General features: G+C 68.9%; 18 protein-coding genes. 8 read left to right on the plus strand and 10 right to left on the minus strand.

The genetic code is table 11. The features are described from left to right. Positions 1 to 31 precede the first annotated feature (31 nt). Entirely contained in the window at positions 32 to 784 is a 753-nt protein-coding gene (locus AB0O65_RS07800; protein WP_071644710.1) for an MIP/aquaporin family protein, read from the plus strand. A 28-nt stretch (positions 785 to 812) separates the two neighbouring features. Then, positions 813 to 2,327, plus strand: coding sequence for a glycerol kinase GlpK (gene glpK / locus AB0O65_RS07805; protein WP_313480861.1), 1,515 nt, complete (start codon positions 813 to 815; stop codon positions 2,325 to 2,327). A gap of 63 nt (positions 2,328 to 2,390) precedes the next feature. On the opposite strand, the gene ffh is transcribed toward glpK, so the two are convergent. Then, positions 2,391 to 3,944: a signal recognition particle protein gene (gene ffh / locus AB0O65_RS07810; RefSeq protein ID WP_071644708.1), complete on the minus strand. Its 1,554-nt coding sequence runs from the start codon at positions 3,942 to 3,944 to the stop codon at positions 2,391 to 2,393. A gap of 39 nt (positions 3,945 to 3,983) precedes the next feature. Then, positions 3,984 to 4,568, minus strand: coding sequence for a TetR/AcrR family transcriptional regulator (locus AB0O65_RS07815; RefSeq protein WP_363383942.1), 585 nt, complete (start codon positions 4,566 to 4,568; stop codon positions 3,984 to 3,986). 103 nt (positions 4,569 to 4,671) lie between these two features. Here AB0O65_RS07815 and lipB point away from each other — a divergent pair, with 103 nt between their 5' ends. Both lipB and lipA read left to right on the plus strand, forming a co-directional pair. Beyond that, complete coding sequence (gene lipB / locus AB0O65_RS07820) at positions 4,672 to 5,322, plus strand: lipoyl(octanoyl) transferase LipB (RefSeq protein WP_363383944.1); 651 nt, start codon at positions 4,672 to 4,674, stop codon at positions 5,320 to 5,322. Next, complete coding sequence (gene lipA, locus AB0O65_RS07825) at positions 5,319 to 6,311, plus strand: lipoyl synthase (RefSeq protein ID WP_363383946.1); 993 nt, start codon at positions 5,319 to 5,321, stop codon at positions 6,309 to 6,311. Before lipB ends, lipA begins: the two co-directional genes overlap by 4 nt. Before the next feature lie 3 nt (positions 6,312 to 6,314). Here lipA and AB0O65_RS07830 read toward each other — a convergent pair whose 3' ends face one another. Genes AB0O65_RS07830 through smc form a run of 3 tightly spaced genes read right to left on the minus strand, consistent with a single transcriptional unit; the run spans position 6,315 to position 11,299 of the window. Next, a complete protein-coding gene (locus tag AB0O65_RS07830; protein ID WP_071644704.1) occupies positions 6,315 to 6,815 on the minus strand; it encodes a DUF2004 domain-containing protein in 501 nt (166 codons plus the stop codon). 48 nt (positions 6,816 to 6,863) lie between these two features. Then, positions 6,864 to 7,739, minus strand: a complete 876-nt coding sequence (ftsY, locus tag AB0O65_RS07835; RefSeq protein ID WP_363383948.1) for a signal recognition particle-docking protein FtsY — start codon at positions 7,737 to 7,739, stop codon at positions 6,864 to 6,866. A gap of 35 nt (positions 7,740 to 7,774) precedes the next feature. Continuing rightward, positions 7,775 to 11,299 carry a chromosome segregation protein SMC gene (gene smc, locus AB0O65_RS07840; protein ID WP_363383950.1) on the minus strand — a complete coding sequence of 1,175 codons (3,525 nt, stop codon included), beginning with the start codon at positions 11,297 to 11,299 and terminating at the stop codon, positions 7,775 to 7,777. A gap of 535 nt (positions 11,300 to 11,834) precedes the next feature. Here smc and AB0O65_RS07845 point away from each other — a divergent pair. The 4 genes from AB0O65_RS07845 to AB0O65_RS07860 are packed head-to-tail and all read left to right on the plus strand — an operon-like array spanning position 11,835 to position 14,833. Next, a complete protein-coding gene (locus AB0O65_RS07845) occupies positions 11,835 to 12,116 on the plus strand; it encodes a hypothetical protein (RefSeq protein ID WP_363383952.1) in 282 nt (93 codons plus the stop codon). Between the two features lie 10 nt (positions 12,117 to 12,126). Next, positions 12,127 to 13,221, plus strand: a complete 1,095-nt coding sequence (locus AB0O65_RS07850) for a GNAT family N-acetyltransferase (protein WP_363383954.1) — start codon at positions 12,127 to 12,129, stop codon at positions 13,219 to 13,221. Beyond that, positions 13,218 to 14,315: a GNAT family N-acetyltransferase gene (locus AB0O65_RS07855; protein ID WP_363383956.1), complete on the plus strand. Its 1,098-nt coding sequence runs from the start codon at positions 13,218 to 13,220 to the stop codon at positions 14,313 to 14,315. The genes AB0O65_RS07850 and AB0O65_RS07855 overlap by 4 nt, the downstream gene beginning before the upstream one ends. After that, on the plus strand, positions 14,315 to 14,833 hold the full coding sequence (locus tag AB0O65_RS07860; RefSeq protein ID WP_313480848.1) for a GNAT family N-acetyltransferase: 519 nt from the start codon (positions 14,315 to 14,317) through the stop codon (positions 14,831 to 14,833). Before AB0O65_RS07855 ends, AB0O65_RS07860 begins: the two co-directional genes overlap by 1 nt. A gap of 9 nt (positions 14,834 to 14,842) precedes the next feature. On the opposite strand, the gene mutM is transcribed toward AB0O65_RS07860, so the two are convergent. The 5 genes from mutM to coaD all read right to left on the minus strand — a co-directional run bounded on the left by mutM (position 14,843) and on the right by coaD (position 17,769). Next, positions 14,843 to 15,745 carry a bifunctional DNA-formamidopyrimidine glycosylase/DNA-(apurinic or apyrimidinic site) lyase gene (gene mutM / locus AB0O65_RS07865; protein ID WP_313480846.1) on the minus strand — a complete coding sequence of 301 codons (903 nt, stop codon included), beginning with the start codon at positions 15,743 to 15,745 and terminating at the stop codon, positions 14,843 to 14,845. A 6-nt stretch (positions 15,746 to 15,751) separates the two neighbouring features. Continuing rightward, positions 15,752 to 16,444, minus strand: coding sequence for a ribonuclease III (gene rnc / locus AB0O65_RS07870; RefSeq protein WP_313480844.1), 693 nt, complete (start codon positions 16,442 to 16,444; stop codon positions 15,752 to 15,754). An 11-nt stretch (positions 16,445 to 16,455) separates the two neighbouring features. Further along, positions 16,456 to 16,665 (minus strand): 50S ribosomal protein L32, encoded by a 210-nt coding sequence (gene rpmF, locus AB0O65_RS07875; RefSeq protein WP_040165203.1) that lies wholly within the window; start codon positions 16,663 to 16,665, stop codon positions 16,456 to 16,458. Between the two features lie 2 nt (positions 16,666 to 16,667). Then, complete coding sequence (locus AB0O65_RS07880; protein WP_191712871.1) at positions 16,668 to 17,162, minus strand: DUF177 domain-containing protein; 495 nt, start codon at positions 17,160 to 17,162, stop codon at positions 16,668 to 16,670. 109 nt (positions 17,163 to 17,271) lie between these two features. Beyond that, positions 17,272 to 17,769: a pantetheine-phosphate adenylyltransferase gene (gene coaD / locus AB0O65_RS07885; protein WP_191711693.1), complete on the minus strand. Its 498-nt coding sequence runs from the start codon at positions 17,767 to 17,769 to the stop codon at positions 17,272 to 17,274. Between the last annotated feature and the right edge of the window lie 68 nt (positions 17,770 to 17,837).

The following is a 17,837-nucleotide window of genomic DNA, read 5'->3' on the forward strand; positions in this document are numbered from 1 at the left end:
AGCGCGCGCAGCACGAAAGGTCAATGAAGACATGACTGATGTCAATCTCGGGTTGTACTTCCTCTCCGAGTTCGTCGGAACAGCGATGCTGATCCTGCTCGGATGTGGAGTCGTCGCCAACGTGGCTCTCGCCAAGAACAAGGGCTTCGCCGGTGGATTCCTCATGGTCAACTGGGGCTGGGGTCTCGCCGTGTTCGCGGGTGTACTCGTGTCGGCGTACTCCGGCGCGATCATCAACCCGGCCGTCGGGCTCGGTCTGCTGATCGCCGGCAAGATCACTTTCGTCGCCTTCCTCGTCGCGACCGCTGCGGAGCTGCTCGGCGCCATCGTCGGCGCGGTGCTCGCATGGCTGGCGTACAAGCAGCACTTCGATGAGGAGCCGGAGGCGGCGAACAAGCTCGGCGTGTTCTCGACCGGGCCCGCGATCCGTTCCTACGGCTGGAACCTGGTCACCGAGATCATCGGCACCTTCGTGCTGATGTTCGTCATCTTCGCGTTCGCCGATTACGGCGACATCCAGGTCGGCACCCCCGGCGGCCTCGGCCCGCTCACCGCGCTGCCCGTCGCGCTGCTCGTGGTCGGCATCGGCGCCTCCCTCGGTGGTCCGACCGGCTACGCCATCAACCCCGCCCGTGACCTGGGCCCCCGTATCGCGCACGCGATCCTGCCGATCAAGGGCAAGGGCTCGAGCGACTGGTCGTACTCGTGGGTGCCGGTCGTCGGTCCGTTCATCGGCGCGGCGATCGCCGCGCTCCTCGCACCGGCTCTGCTGAGCCTCGCCTGACCCGTATCGATTTCAAAGGAGAGACACCATGGCTGAATACATCATCGCTATCGATCAGGGCACCACGTCGAGCCGTGCGATCATCTTCGACCGCAAGGGCAGCATCATCGCTACCGGTCAGAAGGAGCACGAGCAGATCCTGCCCAAGGCCGGCTGGGTCGAGCACGACGCGCTGGAGATCTGGCGCAACGTGCAGGAGGTCATCGGCCTGGCGCTGAGCCGCGCCGACCTGACCCGCCACGACATCGCCGCCGTCGGCATCACCAACCAGCGCGAGACCGCGGTGGTGTGGGACAGGAACACCGGCAAGCCGATCTACAACGCGATCGTCTGGCAGGACACCCGCACGCAGGAGATCGTCGACCGACTCGCGGCCGACGGTGGTGTGGAGCGGTTCAAGCCGGTCGTCGGTCTGCCGCTGGCCACCTACTTCTCGGGAACGAAGATCGCCTGGATCCTGGAGAACGTCGAGGGCGCACGCGAGAAGGCGGAGGCCGGCGACCTGATGTTCGGCACGACCGACTGCTGGGTTCTCTGGAACCTCACCGGCGGCGTCGACGGAGGCGTGCACGCGACGGACGTCACCAACGCGTCGCGCACCATGTTCATGGACCTGGAGACCCTGGAGTGGCGGGACGACATCCTCGAGGCCTTCGGTGTGCCGCGCTCGATGATGCCGGAGATCCGCTCGTCGTCGGAGGTGTACGGCACCGCAGAGGACTCCTCGCTGCTGCGCGAGACCCCGATCGCCGGCATCCTGGGCGACCAGCAGGCCGCCACGTTCGGACAGGCCGCGTTCGACAAGGGCGAGAGCAAGAACACCTACGGCACGGGCTGCTTCCTGATCTTCAACACGGGTGAAGAGGTCGTGCACTCCAAGAACGGTCTGCTCACCACGGTCGGATACAAGCTGGGCGACGGTCCCACGCACTATGCGCTGGAGGGGTCGATCGCGGTCACCGGATCGCTGATCCAGTGGCTGCGCGACCAGCTCGGGATCATCGGCTCGGCACCCGAGGTGGAGGATCTCGCCCGTCAGGTGGACGACAACGGCGGCGTGTACATCGTGCCGGCGTTCTCGGGACTGTTCGCGCCGTACTGGCGTCCGGACGCGCGCGGCGCGATCGTGGGCCTGACGCGGTACTCCAACAAGAACCACATCGCGCGCGCGGCGCTCGAGGCGGTCGCGTTCCAGACGCGCGACGTGCTCGACGCGGTGAACGCGGATGCCGGAGTCGATCTCTCCGAGCTCAAGGTCGACGGCGGCATGGTCGCGAACGACGCGCTCATGCAGTTCCAGGCCGATGTGCTCGGTGTGCCGGTCGTGCGCCCCGTGGTCGCCGAGACCACCGCACTCGGTGCCGCCTACGCGGCGGGGCTCGCCGTGGGCTTCTGGAACGGGCTGGATGACCTGTCCGCGAACTGGCAGGAGGACAAGCGCTGGGAGCCGACCATGGATGCCGAGGAGCGCGACCGTCAGCTGCGCCTCTGGCGCAAGGCCGTCTCGAAGTCGATGGACTGGGTCGACGCCGACGTGAGGTGATCCGCGAATGACGAAGCGGGCCCGGAGAGCGATCTCCGGGCCCGCTTCCGTCTGCGCGGACGATCAGCCCTTGCCGAACAGCTTCTGGATCTCTGCGAGGTCGGCCTCGCTGGGCGCCTTCTGCCCGCCGAGCCCGAAACCGGTTCCGGTCGGTGCGGCGTTGGAGGTCGCCCGTCCCGCGTTCTCCGCGGCGCGCTTGGCGGGGTTGCCGGAGCGCGAGCCACCGCTCTTGGCCTTCGCGCCCTTCTTGCCCCGCTTGCTCGACGCGCCGGGCTTGCCCATGGGACCCATGCCGGGGATGTTGGGGGTGCCGCCGCGGGCGACGGTCTTCATCATCTTGGCCGCCTGCTCGAAGCGCTGCACGAGCTGATTCACGTCCGTGACGGTCATGCCGGAGCCCTTGGCGATGCGCAGCCGGCGCGAGCCGTTGAGGATCTTCGGGTTGCGGCGCTCTCCGGGCGTCATCGAGCGGATGATGGCCTCGGTGCGGTCGATCTCGCGCTCGTCGAAGTCCTCGAGCTGCTGCTTCATCTGCCCCATGCCCGGCAGCATGCCGAGCATCTTCTTCATCGAGCCCATCTTCTTCATCTGCTGAAGCTGCTCGAGGAAGTCCTCGAGGGTGAACGCCTCGTTGGCGAGCTTCTCGGCCATCTTCATGGCCTCTTCCTCATCGAAGGCCTGCTGGGCCTGCTCGATGAGGGTGAGGATGTCACCGAGGTCGAGGATACGGCTCGCCATGCGGTCGGGGTGGAAGGGCTCGAGATCCTCGAGGTTCTCCCCCGTCGAGGCGAAGATGATCGGGCGGCCGGTGACCGACGCCACCGACAGCGCGGCGCCACCGCGCGCGTCGCCGTCGAGCTTCGACAGCACGACGCCGGTGAAGTCGACGCCGTCCTGGAACGCCTTCGCGGTGTTGACCGCGTCCTGTCCGATCATGGCGTCGATGACGAACAGCACCTCGTCCGGACTGGTCGCCTTGCGGATGTCGGATGCCTGCTTCATCAGCTCGGCGTCGACGCCGAGGCGTCCGGCGGTGTCGATGATGACCACGTCGTGCTGGTGGCGGCGCGCATAGTCGACGCCGTCCTTCGAGACGCGAACAGGGTCGCCGACGCCGTTGCCCGGTTCGGGCGCGAAGATCGTCGCGCCTGCACGCTCGGCGACGACCTGCAGCTGGTTCACGGCGTTGGGACGCTGCAGGTCGGCGGCGACGAGCAGCGGCGTGTGCCCCTCGCCCTCGAGCTGCTTGGCGAGCTTGCCGGCGAACGTGGTCTTTCCCGAGCCCTGCAGGCCTGCGAGCATGATCACCGTCGGCGGGTTCTTGGCGAACTCCAGACGGCGCTGCTCACCGCCGAGGATAGCCACGAGCTCCTCGTTGACGATCTGGACGACCTGCTGCGCGGGGTTCAGCGCCTTGTTCACCTCGTCACCCAGGGCGCGCTCACGAACCTTCGCGGTGAAGTCCTTCACGACGACGAGGGCGACGTCGGCGTCGAGCAGGGCGCGCCGGATCTCGCGCACCGTGCCGTCGACATCGGCGGGTGTCAGCTTTCCCTTCGTGCGCAGGTTGCGGAAGGTCTCGGTGAGCCGATCGGAGAGCGTGCCAAACGTAGCCATGGTGCCTCCGATTCTACGCGAGCGGCGCGTGTCGTCCGATCAGCGCCAGGGAAGGTCGTGAACGACGCGCATCGCATCCTCGAACCGTGCCTCGAGCGATGCCTGACCCGCACCCTGCTCGGCCCACACCCGCACGGAGGAGAGCACCGCCGTCGCGAACGCGGAGCCCAGGATGTCGGCTCGGATCACCTCGATTCCGGCGCTGCGCGCTGCGGCGGCGATCGCGGACGCGAGCCGGGCGTGTCGAAGCCCGGTGTCGCGGATCAGCTCGGCTTCGACGCCCATCGCACTCGCGTGGCGCAGCGCCAGCGCCAGCGGGTCCGGTGCCAGCTCGTGCAGCATCGGACGCAGCGCGTCTCGAACGACCGGGCCGTCGGCATCCGTCCCCAGACGTGCCAATGCGATCAGTGCCGCGTCGATCCTGGCGTCGAAGCCCGACCAGATCACATCGCTCTTCGACGAGAAGTAGTTGAAGAAGCTCGATCGGCTCACACCGGCGCGACGGGTGATGTCGACGATGGACGTCGCCTCGTACCCCTGCTCGAGGAACAGCTCGCACGCGGCCTCCGCGAGGGTCTCGCGAGACGACGCTCGGGGGCGCCCTGCTCGCGAAGCCGAACTCATAGCGATCAGCGTAGCCGCGCGTCGTGTCCGCCGACGGCGCGAAGGGCGTATGGTGAATGCCGTACCGTTTCTTGGACGGCATCCAACAATGGGAGAAGCTTCGATGCTCGACATCCAGACACCCGGTCTCGCACCCGACTACGTGCCCTACCTCGAGGGATGGGATCTGCAGCGCAGCGTCCACGCCGAGGTCGTCGCCGGCACGAGGCCCGACACGCTGCTGCTGCTCGAGCACGAGGCCGTCTACACCGCAGGCAAGCGCACCGAGGATCACGAGCGCCCCCACGACGGCACTCCCGTGGTGGATGTCGACCGCGGCGGGAAGATCACCTGGCACGGCCCCGGCCAGCTCGTCGGCTACCCGATCGTCCGTCTTCACGAGCCGATCGATGTGGTCGCCCACGTGCGTCGCCTCGAGCGGCTGCTGATCGGCATCCTGAAGCCGCTGGGGGTGGACGGCTATCAGGTCGACGGTCGCAGCGGCGTGTGGGTGCGTCGCCCGCTCGGCGAGGACAAGGTCGCCGCGATCGGCGTGCGCGTGCAGCAGGGCGTGACCATGCACGGATTCGCGATCAACTGCGACAACACCCTGGCCGGCTTCCGCGGGATCATCCCCTGCGGCATCACCGACGCCGGCGTCACGACCGTGAGCGAGGTCACCGGCAGACGGATCGCGCCGACCGACATCGCGCGGGCCGTCGCCGACGCCTTCGCCGCCGAGTACGCGACCGCCCAGGAAGGAGTCGCCGCATGAGCGCCGCCCACCCCGACGGGCGCAGGCTGCTGCGTCTGGAAGTGCGCAACGCCGAGACCCCGATCGAGCGCAAGCCCGAGTGGATCAGGACCAAGGCGAAGATGGGCCCGGAGTACACCGCGCTGCAGTCGCTGGTCAAGAGCGAGGACCTGCACACGGTCTGCCAGGAGGCGGGCTGTCCGAACATCTTCGAGTGCTGGGAGGACCGCGAGGCGACGTTCCTCATCGGCGGATCCCAGTGCACGCGCCGCTGCGACTTCTGCCAGATCGACACCGGCAAGCCGGACGCCTACGACACCGACGAGCCCCGGCGGGTCGCCGAGAGCGTGCAGCGGATGGGCCTGCGCTACGCGACGGTGACGAGCGTCGCCCGCGACGACCTGCCCGACACGGGCGCATGGCTGAACGCCGAGACCGTGCGGCAGATCCACACGCTGAACCCGAACACCGGGGTCGAGCTGCTCGCGAACGAGCACAACGCCGACCCCGCCTTCCTCGGGCAGATCTTCGACGCCCGGCCGGAGGTGTTCGCGCACAACGTCGAGACGGTTCCGCGCATCTTCAAGCGCATCCGGCCCGCCTTCACGTACGAGCGCTCGCTGAGCGTGATCACGCAGGGGCACGACGCGGGTCTGATCACGAAGTCGAATCTCATCCTCGGCATGGGCGAGGAGCCGGAGGAGGTCGTGCAGGCGCTGCCGGACCTCCGCGATGCGGGATGCGACATCATCACCATCACGCAGTACCTCCGCCCGACACCCCGCCACCTGCCGGTCGCCCGCTGGGTGAAGCCGGACGAGTTCGTCGAGTTCAAGGCCGAGGCCGAGCGCATCGGGTTCCTCGGCGTTCTGGCTGGTCCCCTGGTGCGCTCGTCGTATCGCGCCGGACGCCTGTGGGCCCAGTCGATGATCTCGAAGGGCCGCGAGATCCCGCCGCATCTCGCGCACATCGCCGAGGGCGCCGACCTCGGATTCGCGCAGGCGGTCTGAGGATCAGTCCGCGCTGGTGACCGACTGCACCGAGCCGTCGGATGCGAGGTTCACCAGCAGCACCTCGTCGGTCTCGTCGGCGTCGAGCGCGTACTCGAGCACCGCGAACGGCTCCGATCCGCCGTGCTCGTCGGCGAGGATCGTCATGCTCGACAGCCGCAGCGACCGGATGATGTCGACGGCGGCGTCACCGCTGACGTCGACCAGCACGTCCTCGAGGTCCTCGCCGAACGCCTCCTGCTGCTGCAGGATGTACTCGGTCACCTCGCTGGTGCGATCGTCGACCTCGGTGAGCATGGCGCCGCGCACCGTGGCATCCAGATCCTCGATGCCGGCGATCAGCGCCGCCGCGACGTCCAGCGCTGCCATCGACACGTCGTCCTGATCCGGCGCGGTGAGGTCGACGGTGACCGACTGGTCGCCGAAGTCGACCCGCTCGGTCCAGAAGATGGCGCCGTCGGGGCCCGAGGAGAGAACCCCGAAGTAGTCGTGTTCGATCGCCATATCGCTATGAAACCAGCCTCTCCGCTGCGGCGGTAGTCCCAGGTCGTCTCATGCGCCGACCAGCGACGACACGAACACGTGCGGCGTGAAACCGGTCAGATCGTCGATCCCCTCGCCCTGGCCGAGAAGCTTCACGGGGATGCCCGTGCGCTCCTGCACGGCCAGCACGAAACCGCCCTTGGCCGAGCCGTCGAGCTTGGTGATGACCAGCCCGGTGACACCGGCGTGCTGCAGGAACGACTCGGCCTGCATCACGCCGTTCTGGCCGGTCGTCGCGTCGAGCACGAGCAGCACCTCGCTGATCGGCGCCTGCTTCTCGATGACGCGGCGCACCTTCGACAGCTCGTCCATCAGACCGCTCTTGGTGTGCAGGCGCCCGGCGGTGTCGATGATCGCGATCTCGATGCCCTGGTTCTTGGCGTACTCGACCGTCTGGAAGGCGACGGATGCCGGGTCCTGGCCCTCGTGCTGCGGGCGGACGATGGCCGCTCCCCCGCGCTGCGCCCAGGTCGCGAGCTGCTCGACGGCGGCCGCGCGGAACGTGTCAGCGGCGCCGACCACGACACTGCGCTCGAACCCGCGCAGGAACTTCGTGAACTTGCCGATCGTCGTGGTCTTCCCGACGCCGTTGACGCCGACGACGAGCACGACCGCGGGGCGCTCGGTGAGCTTCAGGGTGGTGTCGAACTTGGCGAAGCGCTCTTCCAGCGTCTCACGCAGCATGCGCTGCAGGTCGCGCGGGTCGGTGGTGCGGTAGCGGTCGACCTTGGCGTGCAGCTCGTCGAGCAGCTGCTCGGTGATGTCGGGTCCGAAGTCGGCCGTGATCAGCGCGGTCTCGAGGTCTTCCCACGTGGTCTCATCGATCGTGGGCTTGACGAACATGCCGCGCAGCGCGCGACCGAGGGACCAGGACTTCTCCGCCATGTCTCCAGCCTAGGTGCTCGCGGCGCCCGGCCGGATCAGGCGGATGCCGCCGTGCGGTCGCCTACGCGCTGTCCGACCACGGCCGAGACGCCGTCCTGGCGCATGGACACGCCGTACAGGGCGTCGGCGATCTCCATCGTGCGCTTCTGATGCGTGATCACCAGCAGCTGGGAGCTCTCGCGCAGCTGCTCGAAGACCGTGAGCAGTCGACCGAGGTTGGCGTCGTCGAGTGCGGCCTCGACCTCGTCGAGGATGTAGAACGGGCTGGGTCGCGCCTTGAAGATCGCGACGAGCAGCGCGACTGCAGCCAGCGACCGCTCGCCGCCCGAGAGCAGCGAGAGCCGCTCGATCTTCTTGCCGACCGGACGCACGGAGACCTCGATGCCCGTGCTCAGCATGTCGTCGGGGTTCGTGAGCGAGATGCTGCCAGAGCCGCCGGGGAACAGCAGCGGGAACACTTCGCCGAATGCCTGCCTGGTGTCCTCGAACGCCGAGGCGAAGATCGTCTGCATGCGCTCGTCGAGCTCGGCGATGATCGTGAGCAGATCCTGGCGCGTCTTGGTCAGGTCGGCGAGCTGCTCGGTCAGGAAGGCGTGCCGCTGCTCGAGCGCGGCGAACTCCTCGAGGGCCAGCGGGTTCACGCGCCCGAGCTGGGCGAGCTTGCGCTCGGCGTCCTTCAGACGCCTCTCCTGCACACGCCGGTCGAACGGCGTGCCCCTGTCGTCGTCCTCGTCCGGCTCCGCACCGGGATCGCGGGGAATCAGCTGATCCGGACCGTACTCCGCGACGAGGATGTCCTCGTCGAGCGCGAGCTCCGACGCCACCCGATCGAGGAGGCTGCCGAGGTGCAGCTTCTTCTCGTGGATCTGCAGCTCGAGCCCGTGCACGCTCTCGGTGAGGCTGGCGAGGCGATCCCGCAGCGAGCTCTCCTGCGTGCGCAGACCCACGAGCTCCTCGTTGTGCGCCGAGCGCTCGGCCTCGGCTGCGGCGAGGGCGACGCGCGCCTCGCTCACCGATCGGTCGATCGAGTCCAGCACGCGGGGCAGCTCCTCCGCGACGGCGGACGCGGCCGCGCGCTGAGCGCGACGGATCACGGCCCGACGCGCGGCCTCAGCCGCGGCATCCCGCTCCTGCTCGCGCTGACGCTCGAGAGCGACCACTCGCGCCTGAGCCGCCCGCACGCGCTCGCGCAGGGTCTCGATCTCGAGACGAGCACGAACCTCGCCCTCGCGTGCCGACTCCAGCGCGTCGAGAAGACCGTCTCGGGCGGAGGCATCGAGCACCGGGCGCGGCTCCGACTCGGCGGACTGCAGCTCGTTCTTGGCCGCCGCGGCCTTCTGCTCAGCGTCAGCGACAGCGGACTGCGCCTGGGCAAGACTCGATTCGAGCCTGTCGCACTCGGCCACCGCGGCCTCGTGCTGCACGGTGACGCGGTTGACCCGCTCGGCATGGTTCGCCAGCGCGGCGTCGTGCTCACGCAGGGCGCGCAGGGCATCCTTCGCGGCTCGCCGCGCCGTCTCCACACGGTCGGTGGCGTCGACCCGGCCCGCGCGCAGCGCGTCGACGACGGTGCGCACCTCGGCCAGACGATCGCTCGCCGCGTCACGCTCCGCCATCAGCTCCAGGCGCGATGTCTCGCCGGACCCGGCACGGAGGGTGTGGGCGGTGACCACCTCCCCGGTCCTGGTGACGATCGTGGTGCGGTCATCGCCGATCGCATCGAGAGCGCGGCGAACCGTGCGCGCGGCCTCGAGATCGTCGGCGATCAGCACCGTCGCGAGCAGCGACCGCACCCCGTGCGGCGCATCCACGACCTCGCCCGCGCGGACGGCTCCGTGATGGCTCGGCATGGCGACGTCCGAGGCGACCGTGCCCTCGGCGATCACCAGATCCACGGTGCCGCGAGCACCCTCAGCCACGAGCGCGAACGCGTCGTCGGCGGCGTCGACCAGCACGCCTTCTGCGAGAGGGCCGAGCACGGCGGCGATGGCGCCCTCGAAACCCGGGCGGACCTGCACGGAGTCTCCGACCAGCCCGCGCACCCCTGGGGCTCCGGATGCGACGATCTCGGCTGCTCCGCCCGAGAGCGACAGCGCGCTGGTGAGCGCCGCGGCCTTCGCCGTCAGGGCGTCGGCTTCACGTTCGGCCTCATGCAGCCGCTCCCGCAGCGCGTCACGCTCGGACTCCGCGGCGGTGAGCTCCTTCTGCGCCAGGTCGTAGGCGGCGGCGTACTCCGCCGCGGAGCCCTCGGGAGCGTGCGCGTCGTCGATCGCCTCGAGGGATTCGGCCGCCTCGCGGCGACGCTGGTGCGCAGCCTCCAGGGCCTGCTCCTGGCGCAGCACGGCGCCGCGCACGGCGGCGAGGGCGGATGCCGCCGCGTCGGCGTTGCCGCGCAGCGTGTTCAGTCGCATGTCGTACTGCGACACCAGCGCGCTCTGCTCGGCGATGTCGACGTCGAGGGTGTCGAGCTCGGCTCGGGCGTTCACGACCTCCCGGCTCGCGGCCACTGCGGCGTCCTGCGCGTCGCCGAGCCCTTCCGAGATGCGCGTGATCTCGTCGGATGCCTCGTCGATGGCGTCCTGGGTGACGGTGATCGCGGTGACCGCGTCATCGTCTTCGCTGCCGAGCAGCGCGAGACGCTGGTTGGCGAGCGTGTAGAGGCTGCGCATCCGCTCCTGGGCCTGTTCCAGAGCGAACGCGATGCTGCGCGCGCGGTCGACGGCGGCGGAGTTCTGCTGCTGCTCGAGGCGCTGGATGCCCGCACGCACGCCCTCCGCCTGCTCGGAGAGCACGAGTCGCTCGGTGTGCCGCTCGTGTTCGGTGCGGGTGTGATCGGCGAGGGCCGTGCGCAGCGCGACCACGTCGTCGGCGAACAGCCGAGCCTTGGCATCGCGCACCACCGCCGCGATCGTCTGCGCCTCGCGCGCGATCTCGGCCTGCCGTCCCAGTGGCTTGAGCTGTCGACGGATCTCGCCGGCGAGATCGCTGAGCCGCGTGAGATTCGTCTCCATCGCGTCGAGCTTGCGCACCGTCTTCTCCTTGCGGCGACGGTGCTTGAGGATGCCGGCAGCCTCCTCGATGAAGCCTCGGCGGTCTTCGGGCGATGCCTGCAGCACGGTGTCCAGGCGCCCCTGGCCGACGATGACGTGCATCTCGCGGCCGAGACCCGAATCGCTGAGCAGCTCCTGCACGTCGAGCAGCCGGCAGCTCGAGCCGTTGATGGCGTACTCGCTCGAGCCGTTGCGGAACAGCGTGCGGCTGATCGTCACCTCGGCGTAGTCGATGGGCAGAGCACCGTCGCTGTTGTCGATTGTCAGCTGCACCTCCGCGCGGCCGAGAGGGCCACGGGTCGAGGTGCCGGCGAAGATGACGTCCTCCATCTTCCCGCCGCGCAGCGTCTTCGCGCCCTGCTCGCCCATCACCCAGGCGAGCGCGTCGACGACGTTCGACTTGCCCGACCCGTTCGGGCCGACGATGCACGTCACCCCGGGCTCGAACACGAAGGACGTGGGCTGCGCGAACGATTTGAAGCCCTTGAGCGTCAGGCTCTTCAGATGCATGACGGCGCCTTCGGGGTCAGGGGGTTCACGGGTGAGACGCTACCGGAGATCGACCGGAACGACGCGGATTCCGCGCCGTTCTCGCCGGGTTCTGACGCCGCCGGCGCCGATCGCGACACGCCGCGTCGAAAGGAAATGCTTGACGCGGGCTGTGAAACTTCACTAGCGTGTCCTCCGATCACAAGAGAGGAGGTCACCGATGATCACGAACAACAACGACGCATGGTTCTTCACCACGTCGCCGATGCGTGCGCCACGCGCCGCCGTGTCGGTGACCTTCGCCCGTTCTCAGGGCTAGAACCACCCCGCCTCTCCCGATCTCTCTGACGCCTCTGTGCGTCTGATCGATGATCGCCGTCGCCGCCTTCCCGGCAGCCGACGCCCGCCCGCATCGCGGGCCACGCCCGTCAGCATCCTGACGTCTCGGTCGAACCGCGTGTCGGCCGGTCCGTTGCGATGCTGCGCCCCCGGGCGCCGACTCCGCCGGCAACGGCGGTGGCTTCGCCCAGCCATCACCACAGAAAGCGCACACATCGTGAGCACCGTTCTGCTGACCGATCACCGGCAGCTGTCCACATCCATCCACCCACCGGATACCGAGGGTCGTCAGACCATCAGCATCCCCGACCGAGACGGTCTGCAGCGCCTGACGGCGGCCGACCGGCTCTCCTTCCGAATCGGACTCTGGCTGCTGCGGCGCAGCACTCGGGTCCGTGCGACCGCCCCCTCCGCGATCCCGGATCTCGACCGCCGGCCGATCCGCGAGACCGGGGCGATCAACCTGCTGGTCTGGGGCCTGCAGCGCAACATCCTCTGAAAGGCCGATGATGAGCATCTCCCTTCCCGCCGGTGCGACCCTGCGTCCGCTCGAGCTCTCCGCCCGAGCGGACGCGGGGCCGTCCCCCGCAGTGCGTGCCTACGCAGCCGTGCGCAACGAGCTGCTCATCGAGACCACCGGTCGCGATGACGACTGCCTCACCGCGTCCGAACTGCTCTCGACGCTCTCCCCCACTCCCGACCGCGACCGACGTCACTGGACGATCGAACTCGACGGCGACGCTGTCGGGCGCTGCGCGCTCGACATCCTGCGCGACGACGGCGGTGAGACCGGATTCGTGACCGTCGCTCTGCTCCGCCGCGCACGGGGCCGCGGTATCGGACCGGCCGCATACGCTGTGATCGAGCAGGCGGCACGCGATGCGGGGGTGCGCAAGCTGCTCAACTGGTCGGAGCACCACGACGAGGCGGCGCCGCTGCCGAGGATCGACTCGCCGACCGGTGCCGGGTCTGCTCCCCTCGATCACACCGCGCGCTTCCTGCAGCGCACCGGCTTCCGGCTGGAGCAGGTCGAACGCGGGAGCGCACTGATCTGGGACGAGAGCACCGCGAAGCGCCTGGGCGATCTGCGCGACGGTGCCGCGGCGCACGCCACTGCCTACCGCGTCGTGCAGTGGGCGATGCCGACACCGGACGAGTATGTCGACGGCTACGCCTGGATGAAGTCGCGCATGTCGACCGACGTGCCCGATGCGCAGCTCGGCATGCCGGAGGAGATCTGGGACGCCGATCGCCTGCGCCGAGAGGAGTCGCGACTGACGCAGCGCGGCTGGACGCTTCTCGTCACCGCGGCGCAGCACGTCGCCACCGGGGAGCTCTGCGCATTCAACGAGCTCGCCATCGGGCAGGACGACTCTGCGGGCACGCACCAGTTCGACACCCTCGTGCTCGCCGAGCATCGCGGACACCGACTCGGGACGCTTGTGAAGACGGCTGGCCTGCTCGCCTGGCGCGACCGACATCCGCTCTCGCCCCGAGTCACCACATGGAACGCCGAGGAGAACCGGCCGATGCTCTCCATCAACGAAGCCATCGGCTTCGCCCCGATCGCCTACGAGGGCGCCTGGAGAAAGGACCTCGCATGAGCATGACGACGCCGACCGGCACACCCGCACTGTCCATCACCGCACTGACCGTTCCGGAGGCGCTGGACGCTCCCGACGCGGCGGACTTCCACACCTTCGTCGGGCTGAACAACGCCATCTGCCTCAGCGACACGGGATTGCACGACCTGGATACCACTGCGGAGGAGATGCTGCCGCACTGGCGTGCGACGACCGACTACGTGCAGCGGACGCTGCTCGCCCGCGAGAACGGCGAGATCGTCGGCGCGGTGACCGTCACCCACGCCACCGCCGAGCCCACGAGCGCCGAGATCGACCTGATGGTCATGCCCGCGAACTGGGGGCGCGGCATCGAGCGGGCTCTGCTCTCCGCTGCGGAGAAGGAGGTGCGCGCGCTCGGCCGCAAGGTCATCCAGACCTGGACGCTGCACCGCCCCGACCCCGGCGACGCGCCGCTGGTTCCGAGGACCGGATGGGGGCGGGTTTCGCGCACCCCGCTCGCACAGCTGCTCGTCGATGACGGCTTCACCCTGGAGCAGGTGGAGCGCAACAGCGCTTTCGATCTGCAGGGTGATCCGGCGCCGATCGAGAGGATGCTCGCCGACGCGCTCACGATCGCCGGCGCCGAGTACCGGCTGGTGGAGTGGAGCGTACCCACCCCGCCCGAGCTGCGCGCGGGATACGCCTGGGCGCTGTCGCGCATGTCGACCGACGCCCCCAGCGGAGACCTCGAGGTGGACGAGGAGATCTGGGACGCCGATCGGATCGCGCGGCGCGACGCACGGTTCGTCGAGGGCGGCCAGACCGTCTCGGTCGCCGCCGTCGAGCACGTGCCGACCGGAACGCTCGCCGCGTTCAACGAGCTCGTGACCGGCACCGATCCGGAGGGCGTCACGCACCAGTATTGCACGCTGGTGCTGAAGGAGCACCGCGGACACCGACTGGGGCAGATCGTGAAGTGCGCCAACATCCTGCGCTGGCGCGGCATCGCCCCGGGCTCGCCGCGGATCACCACGTTCAACGCGGAGGAGAACCGGCCGATGCTCGACATCAACGAGGCGATGGGCTTCGTGCCCGCCTCGTATGCGGGCGCCTGGCAGAAGAAGCTGGCCTGATGATCCTGCGCACACGACGTCTCGACCTGCGTGAACTGACCGACGACGACCTGCCGGCGCTTCGCGCCATCCTGCAGGACGGCGACACCATGACCGCCTACGAAGGCGCGTTCGACGAGCAGATGGTGCGGGCATGGCTCAGCCGGATGCGCGAGCGCTACCGCGACGACGGGTTCGGGCTCTGGGCGGTGGTGCTGCGCGAATCCGGACAGATGATCGGCCAGTGCGGACTGACCAGGCAGCACATCCTCGGCGAGGACGTGATCGAGGTCGGCTATCTCTTCGATCGCGCGCACTGGCGGCGGGGGTACGCCACCGAGGCGGCGGCCGGGTGCCGTGACCATGCCTTCACGGCCCTCGGTGCCGACCGCGTGTGGGCGCAGGTGCGCGACACGAACATCGCCTCGATGAACGTCGCGATCCGGCTGGGCATGACGGTGCGGGGACGCTTCATCAAGCACTACCGCGGTGTGGACATGCCGCACCTGGCGTTCACGATCGACCGTCCGGCGGAGTGACCGTCGGGCTCAGCGCCTGCGCTGGCAGCGCGGGCAGTAGTGACTCGAGCGGTTCATGAACGCCTCGCGACGGATGTGTCCACCGCAGCGCGGGCACGGCTTACCGCCGCGACCGTAGGCGTTCAAGGAGTGCGCAAAATACCCCGCCTGGCCGTTCACGTTCACGTACTGCGCGTCGAAGCTCGTGCCGCCTTCGGCGAGGGCCTTCTCGAGCACGAGGCGCACCTCGGCCATCAGTCGGCGCAGCGCCTGCACCGATATGGCCGTGCCATGCGTCTCAGGGTGGATCCGTGCCGCCCACAGCGACTCGTCGGCGTAGATGTTTCCGATGCCGCTGACCAGCGACTGGTCGAGCAGGATGCGCTTGATCGCGCTGGATCGGCGGCGGATGCGGGTGATGACGTCCCGCTCGTCGAACGCGGGATCGAGCGGATCGCGGGCGATGTGAGCCACCTGCGAGGGCACGAGTGGGTCCGCCGTGCCGTAGCCGCCCGGGGCGGCATCCGGGGTGGGCAGCAGCGCGTCGACGGCCAGCGAGCCGAACGTGCGCTGATCGGCGAAGACGACGGCGAGCACGCCATGACGGGCGTGCTCGACGCGCAGTCGCACGCGCTCGTGCCGCTCGAGCGGGGCATCCGGATCGCGCAGCAGCATCTGCCCGCTCATCCCGAGATGCGCGACGAGGGCCTCGGGCTCCCCCGCACGCTCGTCGAGCGGCAGCCAGAGGAACTTGCCGCGCCGGGCGGCGGCGCGCACCTCACGTCCTTCCAGGCGGCCCACGAAGTCGGCGGCGTCGCGTGGATGCCGGGTGAGAGCACGCTCATCGAAGACGTCGACCGAGAGCACGCGCGCTCCGGTGACCGCGGGCGCCAGCCCGTGACGGACGACCTCGACCTCGGGGAGCTCGGGCATGCGGGATCAGACCCGGTCGCTGAGCAGTCGCCACGCCGTGAGCGCGGCTGCCATCTCGGCGGTCTTCTTGCTCGTGCCGACGCCGTCGCATGCCACCTCGCCGACCCGCACGGTCGCCGTGAAGACGCGATTGTGGTCGGGGCCGGCCGAGTCGATGGCGTACACGGGCGGAGGCGATCCGAGACGGGCGGCCAGCTCCTGCAGGCTCGTCTTCGGATCCATCGCCGCGCCGTAGCGCTCGGGGTCGGCGAGCAGCGGCTCGGTCAGCCGCAGCACCAGCTCGGTCGCGGCGTCCGGGCCGGCAGACAGGAACGTCGCCCCGAAGACGGCTTCCATCGTGTCGGCGAGGATCGAGTCCTTGTCGCGACCACCGGTCTGCTCCTCGCCCCGGCCGAGGCGGAGGTGCTCACCCAGGCCGATAGCCCGAGCGACCTCGGCGAGGGCGACGGTCGAGACGACGCTTGCGCGCCGCTTGGCCAACTCGCCCTCGTCGAGGTCGGGAAGCGTGGTGAAGAGCATGACGGTCACCGCGAGACCGAGCACCGAGTCCCCGAGGAACTCCAGCCGCTCGTTGTTCGGGATGCCGCCGTGCTCGTACGCGTAGGAACGATGCGTGAGCGCACGTTCCAGCAGCTCAGGATCGATATCGACGCCGAGCTTCTCGATCAGCGAGGCACGCCCCGTGAGAATCTCGGTCATGACCGATCCGATCAGATGTCTGCGACCTTGCGGCCCTTGTACTCGAGGAACAGCTCGGTGCCCTGCGAGTCGGTGACGACCTTCGCCTGGTGCGGGCGGCTGTAGACGACCTTGCCGTTCTCGACGGTCTTGACCAGCGCGGGAGCCTCGGCCTTCCACTGCGCGCGGCGCGAGCGGGTGTTCGAACGGGAGACCTTGCGCTTCGGGGGGTTACCAGCCATGACTAGCTCTCTTCTTTCTCGGCGGCGTGACTCTCTGCCGCGCCGTCCTGGTCTGTGATCTGTCGGAGCGCGCTCCACCGAGGATCGATGGGAGCAGGGCTCTCTGCACCGGCGCTCTCGGTCAGCCTCTCGCCCGTGTTCGGGTCGAGACCCGGGCAGTCCGGCTGACACACCGGCTGGAATGGAAGCGACAACACGATCGCATCCCTGACCAGAGTTTCAAGATCCACGTGGTCGTCTTGAACTTCGAAGTCAGTTTCTTCCTCACCAGGATACGCGAAAAGCTCCTGGAACTCGACTTCGACAGGCGCAGAGATCTCGGTGAGGCACCGGCCGCACTCTCCGGAGTAGTCCGCGTCGGCCGTTCCCGATACGAGGATCCCCTCGTGCACCGACTCGAGACGCACGTCGAGGTCGAGCGTCTCGCCGGCTTCGACCGAGACGATGCCCTCACCCCACTTCTCGCGGAGGGTCACTTCGAAGCGGTGCTCTCGCATCTCGCCCGGCTTGCGGACGATGTCGCGGACAGGGAGGAAGAAGGGGCCGTTGACTCGGGATTTCACCCCGCCATGCTACCCGCCGCCACGTGGACGCGGGCCGAACGGCTCAGAGCCCGCGTGCTCCGGTGTCGAGGAACGAGGCGACGACGGGCGGCACGAACGGCGAGACATCGCCGCCGAGGGCCGCGACCTGACGCACCAGCGAGCTCGAGACCATCGCGTGCGCCGGATCGGGCAGCAGGAAGACCGTCTCGATGTCGGCCAGGTGACGGTTGACGATCGCCATCGGCGACTCGTAGGCGACATCGACCTGCGATCGGATGCCCTTGACCAGCACACCCGCATCGACATCGCGCGCGTAGTCGACGAGCAGGCCCATGCTCCACGACCCCACGATGACATGCCCGTCGATGCCGGCCTCGCCGATCGACTGCTCGAGCAGACTGAGGCGCTGCGCGATCGGCAGCATCGCCTCTTTGCCAGGGTTGTGCACGACCAGCACGTGCAGCTCATCGTAGAGACGCGCAGCCCGCGAGATCACGTCGAGGTGCCCGAGCGTGGGCGGGTCGAACGATCCGGGAACGACGGCGATCCGAGAATTCACTTCGACTCACTCCGTTCGCTCAGCACAGGCACGTCGACTCACTCCGTTCGCTCAGTACAAGCACGTGC

Origin of the sequence: Microbacterium sp. NPDC077391, from assembly GCF_040686955.1 — a bacterium.
Taxonomy (GTDB): domain Bacteria; phylum Actinomycetota; class Actinomycetes; order Actinomycetales; family Microbacteriaceae; genus Microbacterium; species Microbacterium commune.